Origin of the sequence: Brevundimonas lutea, assembly GCF_003704105.1 — a bacterium.
In the GTDB taxonomy this organism is placed as follows: Bacteria; Pseudomonadota; Alphaproteobacteria; order Caulobacterales; family Caulobacteraceae; genus Brevundimonas; species Brevundimonas lutea.
The window spans coordinates 365,202-380,120 of record NZ_QUOQ01000002.1; the positions used below are offsets into that span (position 1 = coordinate 365,202).

The following is a 14,919-nucleotide window of genomic DNA, read 5'->3' on the forward strand; positions in this document are numbered from 1 at the left end:
AGCCCCCTAAATGCTCGCCATAGCCATTGCCGTTGTCCTGCTCCTCGTGGTGCTGAACGGCCTGTTCGCCATGACCGAACTCGCGGTCGTGTCCTCCCGTAAATCCAGGCTGCAGAGCCGCGCCGAGCGCGGCGACAAGGGCGCCCGCAAGGCCCTGAGGCTGGCTGAGGAGCCGACCCAGTTCCTGTCGGCCGTTCAGGTCGGCATCACCCTGATCGGCATTCTCTCCGGCGCCTACGGCCAGGCGGCCATCGCCGGCGAGCTCAACCGCATCCTCGAGGGCTCCTTTCCCGCGCTCGCCGCCTATTCGGAAGTCTTCTCCACCGCCCTGGTGGTCGTCTGCATCACCTACATTTCGGTGATCGTCGGCGAGCTGGTGCCCAAGCGTCTGGCCCTGATCTTTCCGGAGGCCATCGCGGCCAAGATGTCGGCGCCGATCTCGGCCGTGGCGACGCTGCTGAAGCCCTTCGTGCTGCTGTTGACGGCCTCGACCTCGGGAATCCTGAAACTGATGGGCGTCAAGGACAAGGATGGTTCGGACGTCACCCAGGAAGAGGTCGAAACCATCCTGGCGGAAGGCACGTCCGCAGGCCTGATCGAGCCTGAAGAACAGCTGATGATCGAGGAAATCCTGCGGTTGGGCGACCGGGCGGTGCGCGTGGCGATGACGCCACGCCACGAGGTGTTCTGGATCGCCTTGGATGACAGCGAGGAAGTGCTGCGCCAGGAGGTTCGCGCCTGCCCCTATTCGCGGATCGTGGTGGCCAAGGACGCCGACGTCGATAACCCGCTCGGTGTGGTCCACAAGAAGGACCTGCTCGACAGCTTCCTGGAGAACGGCGAGTTCAACGTCGAACGCCACATCGCCACCCCGGCCTTCATTCCGCAGTCCAGCTCGGTGCTGAAGGCGCTGGAGATCATGAAGAGCTCCAAGGTGCACATGGCCTTCGTGGTCGATGAATACGGCGCCTTCGAGGGCGTGGTCACGGCGACCGATCTCCTGGAGATGATCGCCGGTGACTTCGACGAGGGCCACGACGACGCCGAGCACCACATCCGTCAGCGCGAGGACGGAACCTGGATGGTCGACGGACAGACGGATCTGGACGAGCTGGGCGACGCGCTTGGCGAGGATTTCGGCGACAACGAGAGCTTCCACACCATCGCCGGCCTGGTTCTGCATCAGCTGTCGCGCGTGCCGTCCGAGGGCGAGATGCTGCAGTTGGGCCGGTTCGAGGTCGAGATCATCGACATGGATGACCGCCGGATAGACAAGCTGTTGTTCCGTCAGGTGGTCAAGGCCGAAGAAGAAGCCCGCGCCAAGGCCCAGGCGGCCGAGGGCAACTAGGTCTTTCCGCCGCGAGTGTCGCCCGACCTAGACCGACCGTGACCGTCCGGTCTGAAGCCGCAACCATCAGCAGGCCAGCGCTTCTCAGCGCGTCCAGGCTCTTTCGCGCAAAGACCGCCTACGGCCCGACGTCGTCTGCGTCGGTCTGGCCGTCGTCGATCGGCGTGGGCAGGTCGATGGCGATGCCCAAGGCGTCCGCAAGCTTTTCGTCGCGCTTGTAGACATCTTCGCGGAAGGCGACGCGCCCCTGGCCATCGACAAAGGCGGTCCAGTACAGCAGCCGCACGCCAATCTCGCGTCCTGTAGTCACCCGGGTGGTGTCCTTGGACGCCAGGGCGTCATCGAATTCGCCCAGCTTTGTCGGGTCAGGCGACAGCAACAGCCGTGCGAAATCGATGGCGCCCTGCACGCGGACACAGCCGTGCGAGCGGTGGCGGAAGGCGTTGTTGAAGGCGGCCTTGGACGGTGTGTCGTGCAGGAAGATGGCGTAGCTGTCCTGCAGCTCGAACTTCACATAGCCCAGCGCCGCCTGGGGGCCGGCGCGTTGCACCACGGTGCCCTGCTCGGTGACATACATGTTCTGACTGCGCAGATAGCCAGGGCCGCGCGGCAGGATTTCGCGTCGGGCGATTCCGGCCGGGACATACCAGGGTGGATTGGCGACCACCGAGGCGAAGGGCTTTTCCAGGCTGGGCGTCTGATTCTCTGCGGTGCCAACCACCACACGGTTTGAATGGATCGGCTTGCCGTCCTTCCAGTAGACCATGATGGCGGCGGCGACATTGACCTCGATCCGCTCGGGCGCGACGTCGCGCTTGAGCCAGCGGCGTCGTTCCAGGTTCAGGGCGATCTGGCGGGCGCGATCCTCGGCCGAAGCCGACAGGGACCGCTGGGTGCCCGTGCCGATGCGGCCGTCCGAGCTCAGGCCGTGACGAACCTGGAACCCCTTCACCGCCTCGACCAGCTCGGGCGTGTAACGATTGCCGGTGACCATGTCGGCCTGGCCCTGGCTGAGGTCGCCCTCGGCCACCAGGCGCGCGACCAGGGCCGGGATGCGTCCGTCGCTGGAACCCGGCTCGATGGTCGGGCCGGAGCGGAACGCCGGCCAGGCCTTGCCCTCGGCGATCAGGCGGCGATAGCGCACGTAGCCGGCCGACAGATTGGTGTAGCCGATGTCGGAAGGAGCAAGCCCCTCCATCCAGTCCAGCAGGCGCTCTGACTGGAGCGCGTCGTGCAGGCCGCGCGGCAGGTCGACGCGGTTCTTCTGCATCTCCCACAGCTCTTCGACCGTCTCGGGCCGGACCTGGCCCTCGGACAGGGCGCGGGCGTATCGGATGGCGGCAGCGGTGGTGCGGATCTCGGCCGTCGGTGGATCGGCGGCCAGACCCACGAAGTCGAAATAGTCCTGCCCCCGCATCGCGTGGCGCTCGCTGCGAAGGGCGACGCTGTTCAGGGCGCGCAGCCGATCCCGGTTCCACACCGGTCGCCAGCCGTTCATCTCGTAGAAGGTCTGGACGTCGGCCCGTAGAGTCTCGTCGATATTGCCGATCTGGCGGTTGAAGGCCTCGTAGAAGGCGACGGCGGCCGGATCGCGCGGCGGCGTGGGCATGGGGCGCGGCCCGCCCAGCGGCGGCTGCGTATTGAGCTGGCCCGCGTCCTGCGCATGCGCGGCGGCGGCCAGGGCGGCGGCGGCCGCACCGAGTCCGAGTTGCCGTCTGTTCATTGAGAAACCCAAGCCTTCCCTTCGCCGTCGCCGGCGTCACGCCCCACGCACGAAACCCTGAACGCGCGTCAGATTATCGCTGTTCCGGGCAAACAGAAAGCGCCGCCCCAGCGGACGGCGCTTCACTGTGTCGTCAGAGTCGCGTGATGACCCCGGATCGGGCCGATCGGCGACAGGGCTTACTTCTTGATGAAGCCGCCGAACTTGTTGTTGAAGCGCGAGACGCGACCGCCACGGTCCATCAGGTGCTGGTTGCCGCCGGTCCAGGCCGGGTGCGTCGAGGGATCGATGTCCAGGTTCAAAGCCGCGCCTTCCTTCCCGTAGGTGGAGCGCGTCTGATAGCTGGAACCGTCAACCAGGGTGACGGTGATGAAGTGGTAGTCGGGGTGGGTGTCGGCTTTCATGGTCTCGGCTCCGCCTGCGCGGCGACGATTCCGACCGTCTGTGCGCATGAAACAGGAAACCCGCCGAGAACGCCCGGCGGGAAGGAGGGCGGCGTTTACACCGGACCCGCCTTTCAGGCAATAGCGCGGCCATGACCGAAACCTCCGCCTCCCTCGACGGCCGCCCCTCGACCGGCGCGTTGCTGGTCGAACAGATGGGCGAGGCGGGCAAGCGCCGCGAGCGGGCCAAGGATGTGCGCCCGCTGGGGCGGCTGATTCCTTATCTGATGCGGCATACCGGCGACGCCCTGCTGGCGGCGCTGTGGCTGCTGCTGTCGACCACGGCGTCGCTGGGTTTGACCGTGACGGCGCGCGGCGCGATCGATCAGGGCTTCGCCGACGGCGGCGCGGCGATCAACGGCTGGTTCCTGCTTCTGGGCGCTAACGCCCTGTTCCTGGGGCTGGCCACGGCGGTCCGCTATTTCTACGTCACCAAGACCGGCGAGCGAGTGGTGGCCGACCTGCGCCAGGGGCTGTTCGCGCGGGTGCTGACGCTGGATCCGGCCTTCTATGTGAAGATGCGGGTCGGCGAGGTGCTGTCGCGCCTGACCACCGACATCGCCCTGATCGAGGCCCTGCTGACCACTTCAATCAGCTATGCGCTCAGGAATTTCCTGACCCTGATCGGCGCGACCATCCTGCTGTTCATCGTCAGTCCGAAGCTGACGGCCCTGGTCATGCTGGTGACGCCGCTGCTGATCCTGCCCCTGTTCGTGTTTGGTCGGCGGGTGAGGAAGCTGACCATCGAGTCCCAGGACCGGTTCGCCGACGCCGTCGGCTTCGCGGGGGAGAGCGTCGACGCCATCGAGACGGTTCAGGCCTTCGGCCGCGAGAAGAGCGCCATCGGCCGCTTCGATCAGGCGGTGGACATGGCCTTTGGCGTCTCCCTGATCCGCATGCGCAGCCGGGCGGTGATGACCTTCATGATCATCGCCGTGATGTTCGGCGGCGTCACCCTGGTGCTGTGGCTTGGCGCGCGTGACGTGATCGCCGGAAGCATGAGCCCCGGCGCCCTGCTGCAGTTCGTGCTGTTGTCGGTGTTCGCCGGCGGGGCCGTGGGCGCGCTGGGGGAAAGCTGGGGCGACGTCCAGAAGGCCGCCGGCGCCATGGCCCGGATCGATGAGCTGATGCGGGCCCAGCCGGCCATCGCGCCGCCGGCCCACCCCGTGGCCCTGCCGACGCCGCCGCGCGGCGAAGTCACCATGCGCGGCGTGGACTTCGCCTATCCGGGGCGTCCCGATCTGCCGGCGTTGCGCGGCTTCGACCTGACCGTCCGGCCTGGCGAGACGGTGGCCCTGGTCGGCCCGTCCGGTGCGGGCAAGTCGACGGTATTCCGCCTGTTGCTGCGCTTCTACGACCCACAGAGCGGAGCGATCACCGTGGACGGCGTCGATTTGCGCCAGGCCGACCCGGCCGAGGCGCGCACACGTTTCGCCTGGGTGTCCCAGGAGGCGCCGCTATTTTCCGGCTCGGCATTGGAGAACATCCGCTTCGGCCGCGAGGATCTGACCGAGGAAGAGGCGCGCGAAGCCGCCGACAAGGCTCAGGCTCTGGCCTTCGTCGATGCTCTGCCCGAAGGCTTCGCCACCCCCCTGGGCGAGCGCGGAAAATCGCTGTCGGGGGGCCAGCGTCAGCGCCTGGCCATCGCTCGCGCCCTGGTGCGCCAGGCGCCGATCCTGCTGCTGGACGAGGCCACCTCGGCGCTGGACGCTGAGAACGAGCAGCTGGTCCAGGCCGCATTGGATCAGGCGATGGAGGAGCGCACCACCCTGGTCATTGCGCACCGCCTGGCCACCGTGCTGCGCGCCGACCGGATCGTGGTGATCGACGGCGGACAAGTGGTCGAGGAGGGGACCCACGCCGAGCTCATCGCGCGCGGCGGCCTCTACGCGCGGCTGGCGGCACTGCAATTCCGCACCGCCTGACCGCGCATTCGTGACTCGACGTTCGGCCGCACGCCGGGCCACAGTCGGCGCTCACAGCGGAGCCCGACCATGCCTCACCTCCTTACGCCCGAGGGCCAGACGGCCGACGATCTGAAGCTCAGCCGCCGCAGCCTGGGCCTGCTGGGCGGCGTGCTGTTCACCGGCTACGCCACCGCCGCCCTGTCGCAATCCGCCGAGCCGGTCGTGACTGACGAGGCCGGCCTGGTTACCGAGGCCGTGACCTATCCCGCGCCCGACGGCTTCGAGATGCCCGCCTATATCGCGCGGCCGGAGGGCGCCGGCCCGTTCCCGGTCATCGTGGTGGCGTCTGAAATCTTCGGCGTCCACGCCTATATCGAGGATGTCTGTCGCCGCCTGGCCAAGGCCGGCTACGCCGCCATCGCCCCGGCCTTCTTCGTGCGGGTCGAGGATCCGGCCCCGCTGGAGGACATGCAGCAGATCCAGCGGATCGTCGCCGCCGCCGGCTATGAGCAGGTGATGGGCGACATCTCCGGCGCCCTGGCCTGGCTGGAGCAGCAGCCTTGGGCCGACAGCGGACGGCTGGGGATCACCGGCTTCTGCTGGGGCGGCAAGGTGACCTGGCAGGGCGTGGCTCGCTTCGCCGCCTTCAAGGCGGGGGTGGCCTGGTACGGCCGCCTGGCCCCCGCGCCCGACGCCTCGCCCGAACAGATCGAGAGCGGCCAACCCTGGCCCGTCGACCTGGCCGCCGACCTCAAGGCGCCCGTGCTGGGGCTCTACGCCGAAGAGGATCGGGGCATCCCGCTGACAAGCGTGGAGGCCATGCGCGCCGCCCTGACGCGAGAGGGCGCCGAGGGCTCATCCATCGAGGTCTATCCCGGAGCAGGGCACGGCTTCCACGCCGACTACCGCGCCAGCTACAAGGCGGATGCCGCGGCGGATGGGTGGGCGAAGATGCTGGCGCATTTCGAGCGGTGGGTGAGGGGTGGCTAAGCCGTCCGAACCACCCCGCCGACCACCTCGACCGGCCATTCCGTCAGCCTTCCCCCCATGCCCGGGCCGCCGACGCAGGCGCCGCTGAGCGGGCTGAACACCGCGCCGTGCCAGCCGCAGAGCAGCAGCTCGCCGTCCGGGGTCAGGTAGCGGTCCAGCTCGACGGCCAGGGGGAAACCGGCGTGGGGGCAGCGGTCGACCCAGCCGACGACGCGGCCGTCCTTCCTGACCAGAAAGCCGTGGAAATAGGCCTCGCCGATCTGCAGCACGAAGCCGCGCGCGCCGGGATCGGCGAGGTCAGCCTCGGCACACAGGGCGACACCCGGCGGGGTCTTCCAGACGCGGTTGCGCTCGGTCGGGACGGGTTCCGGCGCGTCGCTCACGCCCCCATCCTCATGCTTTCGGCCCCTTGCGGCCGGCCTTGAGGTGCAGCGGCTGGGCGGCGGCGGTGGCCTCGTCCAGCGGCCAGCGCGGGCGGGCCACGGCGTCGATGTCCGAGGCCAGGCCCAACGCCAGCCGCTCGGCGCCGGCCAGAGCGATCATGGCGGCATTGTCGGTGCAATAGGCCAGCGGTGGGGCCAGGAAGCGGAAGCCGTGACGCGTCGCCGTCTCGGTCAGCACGCGCCGCACCTCGCCATTGGCCGCCACCCCGCCGGCGACCACGAACAGGAGGTGTTGGTGGCGTTCAGCATAATCCCGCATGGCCCGCTCGGAGCGTTCGGACAGTTGGCGCGCGATGGCCGACTGGACAGCTGCCGCCAGGTCGGCGCGGTCCTGGTCCGTCCGGCATTCGGCGGCCAGCCGCGCGGCCGCCGTCTTCAGGCCCGAGAAGGAGAAGTCGCAGCCGTCGCGACCCAGCAGCGCGCGGGGCAGGGCGATCTTCGACCCGTCCCCCGTCGCCGCCAGCCGCTCCAGCGCCGGGCCGCCGGGATAGCCGAGGTCCAGCGCCTTGGCGATCTTGTCGAAGGCCTCGCCCGCCGCGTCGTCGATGGTGGCGCCCAGTCGGGTCATGTCGCCGACGCCGCGCACCTCCATCAGTTGGCAGTGGCCGCCCGACACCAGCAGCAGCAGGAAGGGATAGGGCGCGTCCTCCGTCAGACGCGCCGACACGGCGTGACCCTCCAGATGGTTGACGGCGACCAGCGGCAGGTTTCGCGCCAGGGCCACCGCCTTGCCGAAGCTGAGGCCCACCATCACCCCGCCGACCAGCCCCGGCCCGGCGGTGGCGGCGACGCCGGTCAGGCCCCCCATGCCGACTCCGGCCTCGGCGACCGCGCGGCGGGCGACCTCGCCGATCTTCTCGACATGGCTGCGCGCCGCGATCTCGGGCACCACGCCGCCAAAGGGGGAGTGCTCGTCGGTCTGGCTGTGCACCACCGAGCTGAGCACCGTGGCCCGGCCGTCCTCGTCCAGCCGCACCACGGCGGCGGCGGTCTCGTCGCAGCTGGTCTCCAGCCCCAGTACGGTCCAGGCCGCGCCGGGACCGCCCGAGGGCGCCGCGCCGGGGTTCACCCCGTCCCTGGGTCTGCTAGAAGCCGCCTGATCCATGGCCGCGAGGTAGCGGTCCCGCCTTCCCGCCGCAACCGGAGCCGCCTTGGCCGCCTCTCCCCTCGTCCGCATCGGCACGCGCCGCTCCGCCCTGGCCCTGGCCCAGTCCGGCATGATGCAGCGCGCCATCGGCCGGGCCCTGGGCGTGGCCGAGGCCGAGATCGAGGCGCGCGTGCCGCTGGTTCCCATCGTCACCACCGGCGACCGGGTGCAGGACCGCCGCCTGCTCGAGATCGGCGGCAAGGCCATGTTCACCAAGGAGATCGAGGAGGCGCTGCTGGACGGACGAGTCGATGTCGCCGTCCACTCGATGAAGGACGTGCCGGCCGACCAGCCGCCGGGCCTCTGCATCGCCGCCATCCCCGAGCGCGAGGACCCGCGCGACGCCTTCGTCAGTCGCGACTGGCCCGGCTTCGACGAACTGCCCGAGGGCGCGGTGGTCGGCACCGCCAGCCTGCGTCGTCAGGCCCAGATCCTGGCCGCGCGGCCGGACCTGAAAATCGAAATGCTGCGCGGCAATGTCGACACGCGGCTGAGGCGGCTGGAGGCGGGGGATTTCGACGCCATCCTGCTGGCCTGTTCCGGCCTGGCGCGGCTGGGGCGCGAGGCCGTCATCACCGAGCGGCTGGACATGGATCGCTTCCCGCCCGCCCCGGGTCAGGGGGCGCTGGCCCTGCAGACGCGCGAGGACGACATCGGGGCCGACTGGGTCGCCGCCCTGAACCATGCCGACACCGCCGTCTGCGTCGCCGCCGAGCGGGGCGCCATGCGGGCGCTGGAGGGCTCGTGCCGCACGGCCGTCGCGGCCATCGCCGCCCTGACGGGCGCGCGCCTGGCCCTGACCACCGAGATGCTGGCGCCCGACGGCTCGGCCCGCTGGCGGCGACGCGGCGAGATCGACCTGCCGACACCCGACAGCGCCCGCACGCTGGGCGAACGTCTCGGCGCCGAGGTCCACCACGACGCCGGCGACCAGCGGATCGATGTCTGACGCCGGCCCGGCGCCACAGGTGTGGGTGACCCGCACCCGACCGGGCGCCGACGCCACGGCGGAACGGTTGACCGACCTGGGCTTCCGGCCATTGGTGTCGCCGTTGCTGACGGTCGTTCCGCTGCGGCCTCGACTGGACCTCGAAACGGTGGGCGCCCTGGCCTTCACCAGCCCCAACGCCGTGGTGGCCTTCGCGCGCCTGGCCGAGGGCGACGCCTGGCGACGACTGCCCGCCTATGCTGTCGGCGACGCCACGGCCGAGGCCATCCGTGATCACGGGGTCGCGGACGTGCGCTCGGCTTCGGGCGACCTCGACGATCTGGCCGCCCTGATCGCCGCCCGTCCTCCCTCGGGCGAGGTGCTGGTCGTGGGCCCGCGCGAGCCTTCGGGCGATCTGCCCGCGCTGTTGAGGCCCCGGGGCGTCACGGCGCGCGCCGTGGCCGTTCACGCGACCGTCGCCGCGCCCGCCGACGAGGGCCGCCGCGCCCTGATCGACAGCGCGCTGGCCGCCGTCCTGATCCATTCCGCCAAGGCCGCCGCGATCCTGGCCGATACGTCGGACTCTACGCCACGGGTCTGGCCGTTCGTCGTCGCCATCTCCGAGGCGGCGGCCCGCCCGCTCGCGGACGTCGCGCCCCGCATCCAGATCGCCGCGCGGCCCGACGAGTCCCGCCTGCTCGCCGCCCTGACTCAGGCGCTTGGCAAGCCGCGGCCGCGCGTATAGAGAACGGCTCGCGCACGCGGGCCCGCCCCGCCGACGCTGAAGAGGCCGCCTTAGCTCAGCCGGTAGAGCATCGCATTCGTAATGCGGGGGTCGCGTGTTCGAGTCACGCAGGCGGCACCACTTTTCCCAGACCTAGGAGTTCGGCCGGACCCGTGCCGGATTGCCCATGACCGTCGCGCCTTCGGGTACGTCGGCTATCACCACGGCGCCCATGCCGATCACGGCGTCGCGGCCGATGCGCAGGGGCCGGTCGGGCCCGCCGTTGCGGATGATCGCGCCGGCGCCGATCGTGACGTTGTCGCCAATCTCGACATGGCCGTTGACCCCGGCTTTGGGGCCCAGGGTGACCCAGTCGCCGATCCGGCAGTCGTGCGACACATGGGCGTAGTAGTTGGCCTGAAAGCCTTCGCCGACGACGGCGCCGGCGCTGATCAGGGCGAAGGGCGAGATCAGAGCGCCAGCGCGAACCACGGCATCGGGCGAGACCCGTGCCGAGGGATCAATCACCGAGACCGGCTCCGCGCCGGTCGCGCGCGCGGCGGCGTCCAGCTTGCGCCGAAGCCGGCCGTCTCCCACCGCCGTCACGAACAGCCGTCTTCCGGGCCGGGACGCGAACTCCTGCTCTGAAAGGACGGCCACGCCGCTCACCGGGCCGGACCCCGCACGATCCACCAGAACGACCCGATCGGGCGCCAGGCCCGGCGTCTGCTCTGCGACACGAAGGGCGCTTTCGACCATCTCGCGGGCGTGGCCGCCGGCGCCGAACAGTCCGAGCCAGACGAGGGTCGTGTCTTCCTGCATGAAGTGACCATGCCGCGATCCGGCGCGGGCGGGAAGGGCAGTCGGGCTAGTCCATCCGCTGCCAGACGCGGACATGTTCGATTTCCATACGCGCGGGAAACGATCGCTCGCTGACGCCTTCGGCGCCGCCCCAGTCGCCGCCGACGGCGATGTTGAGGATCAGGTGAAAAGGCTTGTCGAAGGGCCAGCGTTCGACATCGCCGGAGCCGTCGTTCCGGAACTCGTGATAGCCGCCGCCATCGATGCCGAAGCGGATCGTTTCGGGCGTCCACAGCACCTGATAATCGTGGAAGGCCTCGCAGGCGTCGCGCACCCGCTTCTGGCCGCCGCGCTGGGTGCCCCGGGTATGGTTGAAGGCCTCGGTGTGGACCGTGCCGTGGATCACGCCCTTGTCGTGGCCGACGTGCTCCATGATGTCGATCTCGCCATCCAGGGGCCAGTCCGTTGCGTTTTCCGACAGCATCCAGATGGCCGGCCAGGTGCCCTTGCCGCAGGGAATCTTGGCCCGCACCTCGAAGAATCCGTAAGTCCAGCTGTGCAGGCCGGCGGTGACCAGCCGCGCCGAGGAATAGGTCTGGCCGCCGTGGTCGGGCAGGGTGTCGAGCGTCTCGCGCCGCGCCTCAATGATCAGCTTGCCGTCCTCGACCCGGGCGTTCTCCGGCCGATCGGCGGCGTAGTACTGGAGCTCGTTGTTGTACCAGCCGGTGGCGTTGGCGTGGGTGTCATACGCCCAGTTGGCGGGATCGGGCAGGCCGGGCGTCTCGAACTCGTCGGACCACACCAAGCGATAGCCGTCGAGAGCGTCCTGGGCGAAGCTCGGTGTCGCAGTCGCCCAAATCGCCATCATCGCCGCCAGGGCGCCCGATCGTCTCATGCCGGTCTCCTCTCCCGCGCGATCAGGCTTGGCACGAGGCGCGCGGTGGATCATCTCAACAATCATGACCGGCACCCCCACGCCCCCCTACCGACCGACCGGCTGGCCTCTGGCCGCGGCCCTTCTGGCGGCGGCGGCGTCGATGGCCGTGGGGGCGCAGCTGGATGTGCCGATGCGCCCGGTGCCGATGTCTCTGCAGAGCCTGGCCGTGCTGGGGGCCGGCGCCCTGTTGGGTCCGGTGCGCGGCCTGGGGGCGGTGGCGCTCTATCTGGCGGCGGGCGCGCTGGGGTTGCCTGTGTTCGCGGGCGGCGAGGCCGGCCTGGATCGGTTCGCGGGACCTACGGCCGGATATCTCTACGCCTTCCCCTTGGGCGCGGTCGCGGTCGGATTTGCGGCGCGGCGGGGGTGGATGCGACGCTTCTTTCCCGCCCTGATGGCGGGTCTGGCCGGCCATGCGATTCTTCTGACCGGCGGCGCCCTGTGGCTGGCCCATTCGATCGGGGCCGAGGCCGCGGTTGACGGCGGTCTGGCTCCGTTTGTGATCGGCGCTGTCGTAAAATCCGCGGTGCTGGCGCTCGGCTTCGTCGCGGTTTCGCGAGGGTTCAGGCCAGACGAGCGATCCGACGGCGGGCGAACGCCAGGGCGGTGAGACCGAGCAGGCCCGCCAGCAGGATCATGGCCCACTCGGTCAGCGTCGGCACAACGGCGGTCGCTCCGACCACCGTGATCGCGCCCGGGCCATCGATGGTCAGATCCCAGCTGTCGCCAGCCTGGGCGAAAGTGTCGTCAAACGGCACCGCGAAATAGGTCGTGCCCGCCGTCAGATTGACGTTCAGCGTTACCGGATCGTCGTTCGAGCCGGCGATGCACGTGGGAAAGGACGCGGCTGGGTCGAAGCTGTTTTCGTGGACATACAGGTGAATGCCGCCACCCGGACTGGTGAGGTCGAACTGGTAGGATCCGGTCTGATCGACCGTGAACTCGACCAGGTCATAGGCGATCGGCGTCGCTCCCTGACCCGCGCAGTTGGGGGTGGCGATGAAAACCACGGCCATATCCGGATCCGCGGCGTCCACGACCCCGTTGACAGCAACCGTCGCCGCTAGTGCAGGGGGAGCAAGCGCCAGAAGCGCGCATCCCGCCGCTACCGCACCTAGCCCCTTGGCCATGCTATTCCCCGAAATCAGCGTCCGATGACCAACGTTCGGCTAAAACCGCGAAAGGCGCAAGTTGATTCGTCATGGGGAAAGCCTCAAGCGCGCCGGCCCGCTGGCTTGAACATATAAGCATGTCTTTATATGTTCCGCGCCCCAGTCGTCCGGAGCCTGTCCGCCCGTGTCCCGATCCTCCTTCCTGTTCACCTCCGAAAGCGTTTCCGAGGGCCATCCCGACAAGGTCGCGGACCGCATCTCCGACACGGTGGTGGACCTGTTCCTGGCCAAGGATCCCGAGGCGCGGGTGGCGTGCGAAACTCTGACGACCACCAATCGCGTGGTGCTGGCTGGCGAAATCCGCGGCAAGGGCATCTGGGAACACGGCGCCTGGGCCTCCGGCATTGAGGCTGAGATCGAACAGGCCGTACGCCAGGCCGTGCGCGACATCGGTTATGAGCAGGATGGGTTTCACTGGGAGACGTTCGCGTTTTCCAACTATCTGCATGGCCAGTCGGTCGATATCGCCGTGGGCGTCGACGCGGCCGGCGACAAGGACGAAGGCGCGGGCGATCAGGGCATCATGTTCGGCTATGCGTCCAACGAGACGCCCGAGCTGATGCCCGCGACCCTGGCCTATTCCCACCGGATTCTGAAGGCGCTCGCCGAGCTGCGTCATGGCGGCGAGACGGCGCTGGAGCCCGACGCCAAGAGCCAGGTGACGCTGCGCTACGAGGATGGCAAGCCCGTGCGCGCTACCTCGATCGTCGTCTCGACCCAGCACCGAAAGGGTATGACGCAGGCCGAGGTGGCCGCGGTCGTCAAACCTGTGGTCGAGCGCGTGCTGCCGCAGGGCTTCATCACGAACGAAACCATCTGGCACATCAATCCCACGGGCATATTCGAGATCGGCGGACCGGATGGCGACAGTGGTCTGACCGGCCGCAAGATCATCGTCGATACCTATGGCGGCGCGGCTCCCCACGGCGGCGGCGCCTTTTCGGGCAAGGATCCGACCAAGGTCGACCGTTCGGCGGCCTATGCCTGCCGCTATCTTGCGAAGAACGTTGTGGCGGCGGGCCTTGCGGACCGTTGCACCATCCAGATCAGCTACGCCATCGGCGTGGCGGAGCCCCAATCCATCCACGTCGACCTGCACGGTACCGGCAAGGGCGTGACCGAGACGGTCCTGGAGGAGCGGTTACTGGGCTTCATCGGCGGCGGCACGCCCCGGGCCATCCGCCAGCATCTGGGCCTGAACAAGCCGATTTACGCCCGTACCGCCGCCTATGGCCATTTCGGCCGCGAGCCTGACGCGGACGGCGGGTTCAGCTGGGAAAACACCGATCTGGTCGATCAACTGAAGTCCTTGGCCTGAGGGCGAGAGGCGTGATCGTGCCAACGACGCGCCTGATACAGACCGACGGGCTCAGGCAGCGGATACTGGAGGGCGGGGAGGGGCCTCTGGTGCTCCTGCTGCACGGCTTTCCCGAACTGGCGGTCAGTTGGAGCGCTCAGATCGAGGCGCTGGCGGCGGCCGGCTATCACGCGGTCGCGCCGGACATGCGCGGCTATGGCGGGACCGAACGGCCGGACAGGCGCGAGGATCACACCATCCTGCATCTGGTCGGCGATGTGGTCGATCTGGTCCGCGCCTTGAGCGCCGAATCGGCCGTGGTGGTCGGTCATGACTGGGGTGCGGCTGTAGCCTGGCAGTGCGCCCTGATGCGGCCGGACGCCGTCACGGCGGTCGCGGGCTTGAGCGTGCCGTTCCAGCCGCGGGTCGCCTCGGGCCCGCCGACCGAGATCATGGCGGCGCTGTCGGCTCGGGCCGGAGCGGGCGATCTTTACATCAGCCGGTTCCAGGCCGACGACGCCCACGCCGAAATGGACGCGGACCCGGCCACGGCCCTGCGCAAGATGTTCTGGGCCTATGACGGCGCGACCGCGCCCGCCGACCAGTCGACGGGCTTCATTGCAACGGCGACCTCGATGCTGGGCGGCATCGGCGAACAGGCGACCCTGCCGCCCTGGATGAGCGAGAGCCATTTCGCGGACTATGTCGCGGCCTTCACCCGGTCGGGATTTCGGGGCCCGCTCGACTGGTATCGCTGCCTCGATCTGAACTGGTCGCTGACCGCCTTCCTGCAGGGTCGGCGGATCGATCAGCCGTCCCTGTTCATCACCGGCGCCCGGGATCCGGTTCGCCACTATGCCGGGCGTCACGAGAAGCGACAGCATCAGTGGCTGACCGATCTGCGAGGGCATCATGTGCTGGGGGACGCCGGCCACTGGATCCAGCAGGAACGGGCCGAGGATGTCAGTCGTCTCCTGCTCGATTTCCTGGCTGAAGTCGCCCCGCATCCATCGATCGAAACCCCCGGTCACCGATCGTGACGCGCGCGGCTCACGGGACCGT

At 69.2% G+C, this 14,919-nt stretch carries 15 protein-coding genes and 1 tRNA gene; 9 read left to right on the forward strand and 7 right to left on the reverse strand.

Going from position 1 to position 14,919, the window contains the following annotated elements; translation table 11 throughout:
* Positions 1–10 precede the first annotated feature (10 nt).
* Positions 11–1,348 carry a hemolysin family protein gene (locus EES48_RS01895; protein WP_205679321.1) on the forward strand — a complete coding sequence of 446 codons (1,338 nt, stop codon included), beginning with the start codon at positions 11–13 and terminating at the stop codon, positions 1,346–1,348.
* A gap of 118 nt (positions 1,349–1,466) precedes the next feature.
* Here the strand turns inward: EES48_RS01895 and EES48_RS01900 are convergent, their stop codons facing one another.
* On the reverse strand, positions 1,467–3,071 hold the full coding sequence (locus EES48_RS01900) for a L,D-transpeptidase family protein (protein WP_122464684.1): 1,605 nt from the start codon (positions 3,069–3,071) through the stop codon (positions 1,467–1,469).
* A gap of 179 nt (positions 3,072–3,250) precedes the next feature.
* Positions 3,251–3,475 (reverse strand): 50S ribosomal protein L31, encoded by a 225-nt coding sequence (rpmE, locus tag EES48_RS01905; RefSeq protein WP_122464685.1) that lies wholly within the window; start codon positions 3,473–3,475, stop codon positions 3,251–3,253.
* Between the two features lie 131 nt (positions 3,476–3,606).
* On the opposite strand from rpmE, the gene EES48_RS01910 reads away from it, so the two are divergent.
* Entirely contained in the window at positions 3,607–5,439 is a 1,833-nt protein-coding gene (locus EES48_RS01910; RefSeq protein WP_122464686.1) for an ABC transporter transmembrane domain-containing protein, read from the forward strand.
* Positions 5,440–5,508: 69 nt separating this feature from the next.
* A complete protein-coding gene (locus EES48_RS01915) occupies positions 5,509–6,411 on the forward strand; it encodes a dienelactone hydrolase family protein (RefSeq protein WP_122464687.1) in 903 nt (300 codons plus the stop codon).
* Here EES48_RS01915 and EES48_RS01920 read toward each other — a convergent pair.
* Together EES48_RS01920 and tsaD are read right to left on the reverse strand one after the other, a co-directional pair.
* A complete protein-coding gene (locus EES48_RS01920) occupies positions 6,408–6,794 on the reverse strand; it encodes a Rieske (2Fe-2S) protein (protein ID WP_122464688.1) in 387 nt (128 codons plus the stop codon). The two genes, EES48_RS01915 and EES48_RS01920, sit on opposite strands and share 4 nt — an antisense overlap.
* Before the next feature lie 10 nt (positions 6,795–6,804).
* Positions 6,805–7,959, reverse strand: coding sequence for a tRNA (adenosine(37)-N6)-threonylcarbamoyltransferase complex transferase subunit TsaD (gene tsaD, locus EES48_RS01925; protein ID WP_122464689.1), 1,155 nt, complete (start codon positions 7,957–7,959; stop codon positions 6,805–6,807).
* Positions 7,960–8,005: 46 nt separating this feature from the next.
* Here tsaD and hemC point away from each other — a divergent pair, with 46 nt between their 5' ends.
* The 3 genes from hemC (at position 8,006) to EES48_RS01940 (ending at position 9,794) form a co-directional block, all read left to right on the forward strand.
* The gene (gene hemC / locus EES48_RS01930) at positions 8,006–8,950 is read left to right on the forward strand and encodes a hydroxymethylbilane synthase (RefSeq protein WP_122464690.1); all 945 of its coding nucleotides are present in this window, start codon (positions 8,006–8,008) and stop codon (positions 8,948–8,950) included.
* Complete coding sequence (locus EES48_RS01935; protein WP_122464691.1) at positions 8,943–9,674, forward strand: uroporphyrinogen-III synthase; 732 nt, start codon at positions 8,943–8,945, stop codon at positions 9,672–9,674. The genes hemC and EES48_RS01935 overlap by 8 nt, the downstream gene beginning before the upstream one ends.
* Before the next feature lie 44 nt (positions 9,675–9,718).
* Positions 9,719–9,794: transfer RNA gene (locus tag EES48_RS01940), tRNA-Thr, on the forward strand.
* Positions 9,795–9,806: 12 nt separating this feature from the next.
* Here EES48_RS01940 and EES48_RS01945 read toward each other — a convergent pair.
* The gene (locus tag EES48_RS01945; protein WP_122464692.1) at positions 9,807–10,475 is read right to left on the reverse strand and encodes an acetyltransferase; all 669 of its coding nucleotides are present in this window, start codon (positions 10,473–10,475) and stop codon (positions 9,807–9,809) included.
* 46 nt (positions 10,476–10,521) lie between these two features.
* On the reverse strand, positions 10,522–11,349 hold the full coding sequence (locus tag EES48_RS01950; protein ID WP_122465087.1) for a glycoside hydrolase family 16 protein: 828 nt from the start codon (positions 11,347–11,349) through the stop codon (positions 10,522–10,524).
* 64 nt (positions 11,350–11,413) lie between these two features.
* Here EES48_RS01950 and EES48_RS01955 point away from each other — a divergent pair, with 64 nt between their 5' ends.
* Positions 11,414–11,998, forward strand: a complete 585-nt coding sequence (locus EES48_RS01955) for a biotin transporter BioY (RefSeq protein ID WP_122464693.1) — start codon at positions 11,414–11,416, stop codon at positions 11,996–11,998.
* On the opposite strand, the gene EES48_RS01960 is transcribed toward EES48_RS01955, so the two are convergent.
* The gene (locus tag EES48_RS01960) at positions 11,952–12,404 is read right to left on the reverse strand and encodes an IPTL-CTERM sorting domain-containing protein (protein ID WP_162997957.1); all 453 of its coding nucleotides are present in this window, start codon (positions 12,402–12,404) and stop codon (positions 11,952–11,954) included. The genes EES48_RS01955 and EES48_RS01960 overlap by 47 nt on opposite strands.
* Positions 12,405–12,684: 280 nt before the next feature.
* Between EES48_RS01960 and metK the strand changes: the two genes are divergently transcribed.
* Positions 12,685–13,878 carry a methionine adenosyltransferase gene (gene metK / locus EES48_RS01965; RefSeq protein WP_122464695.1) on the forward strand — a complete coding sequence of 398 codons (1,194 nt, stop codon included), beginning with the start codon at positions 12,685–12,687 and terminating at the stop codon, positions 13,876–13,878.
* An 11-nt stretch (positions 13,879–13,889) separates the two neighbouring features.
* Positions 13,890–14,897: an alpha/beta fold hydrolase gene (locus tag EES48_RS01970; protein ID WP_162997958.1), complete on the forward strand. Its 1,008-nt coding sequence runs from the start codon at positions 13,890–13,892 to the stop codon at positions 14,895–14,897.
* The last annotated feature ends 22 nt before the right edge of the window (positions 14,898–14,919 follow it).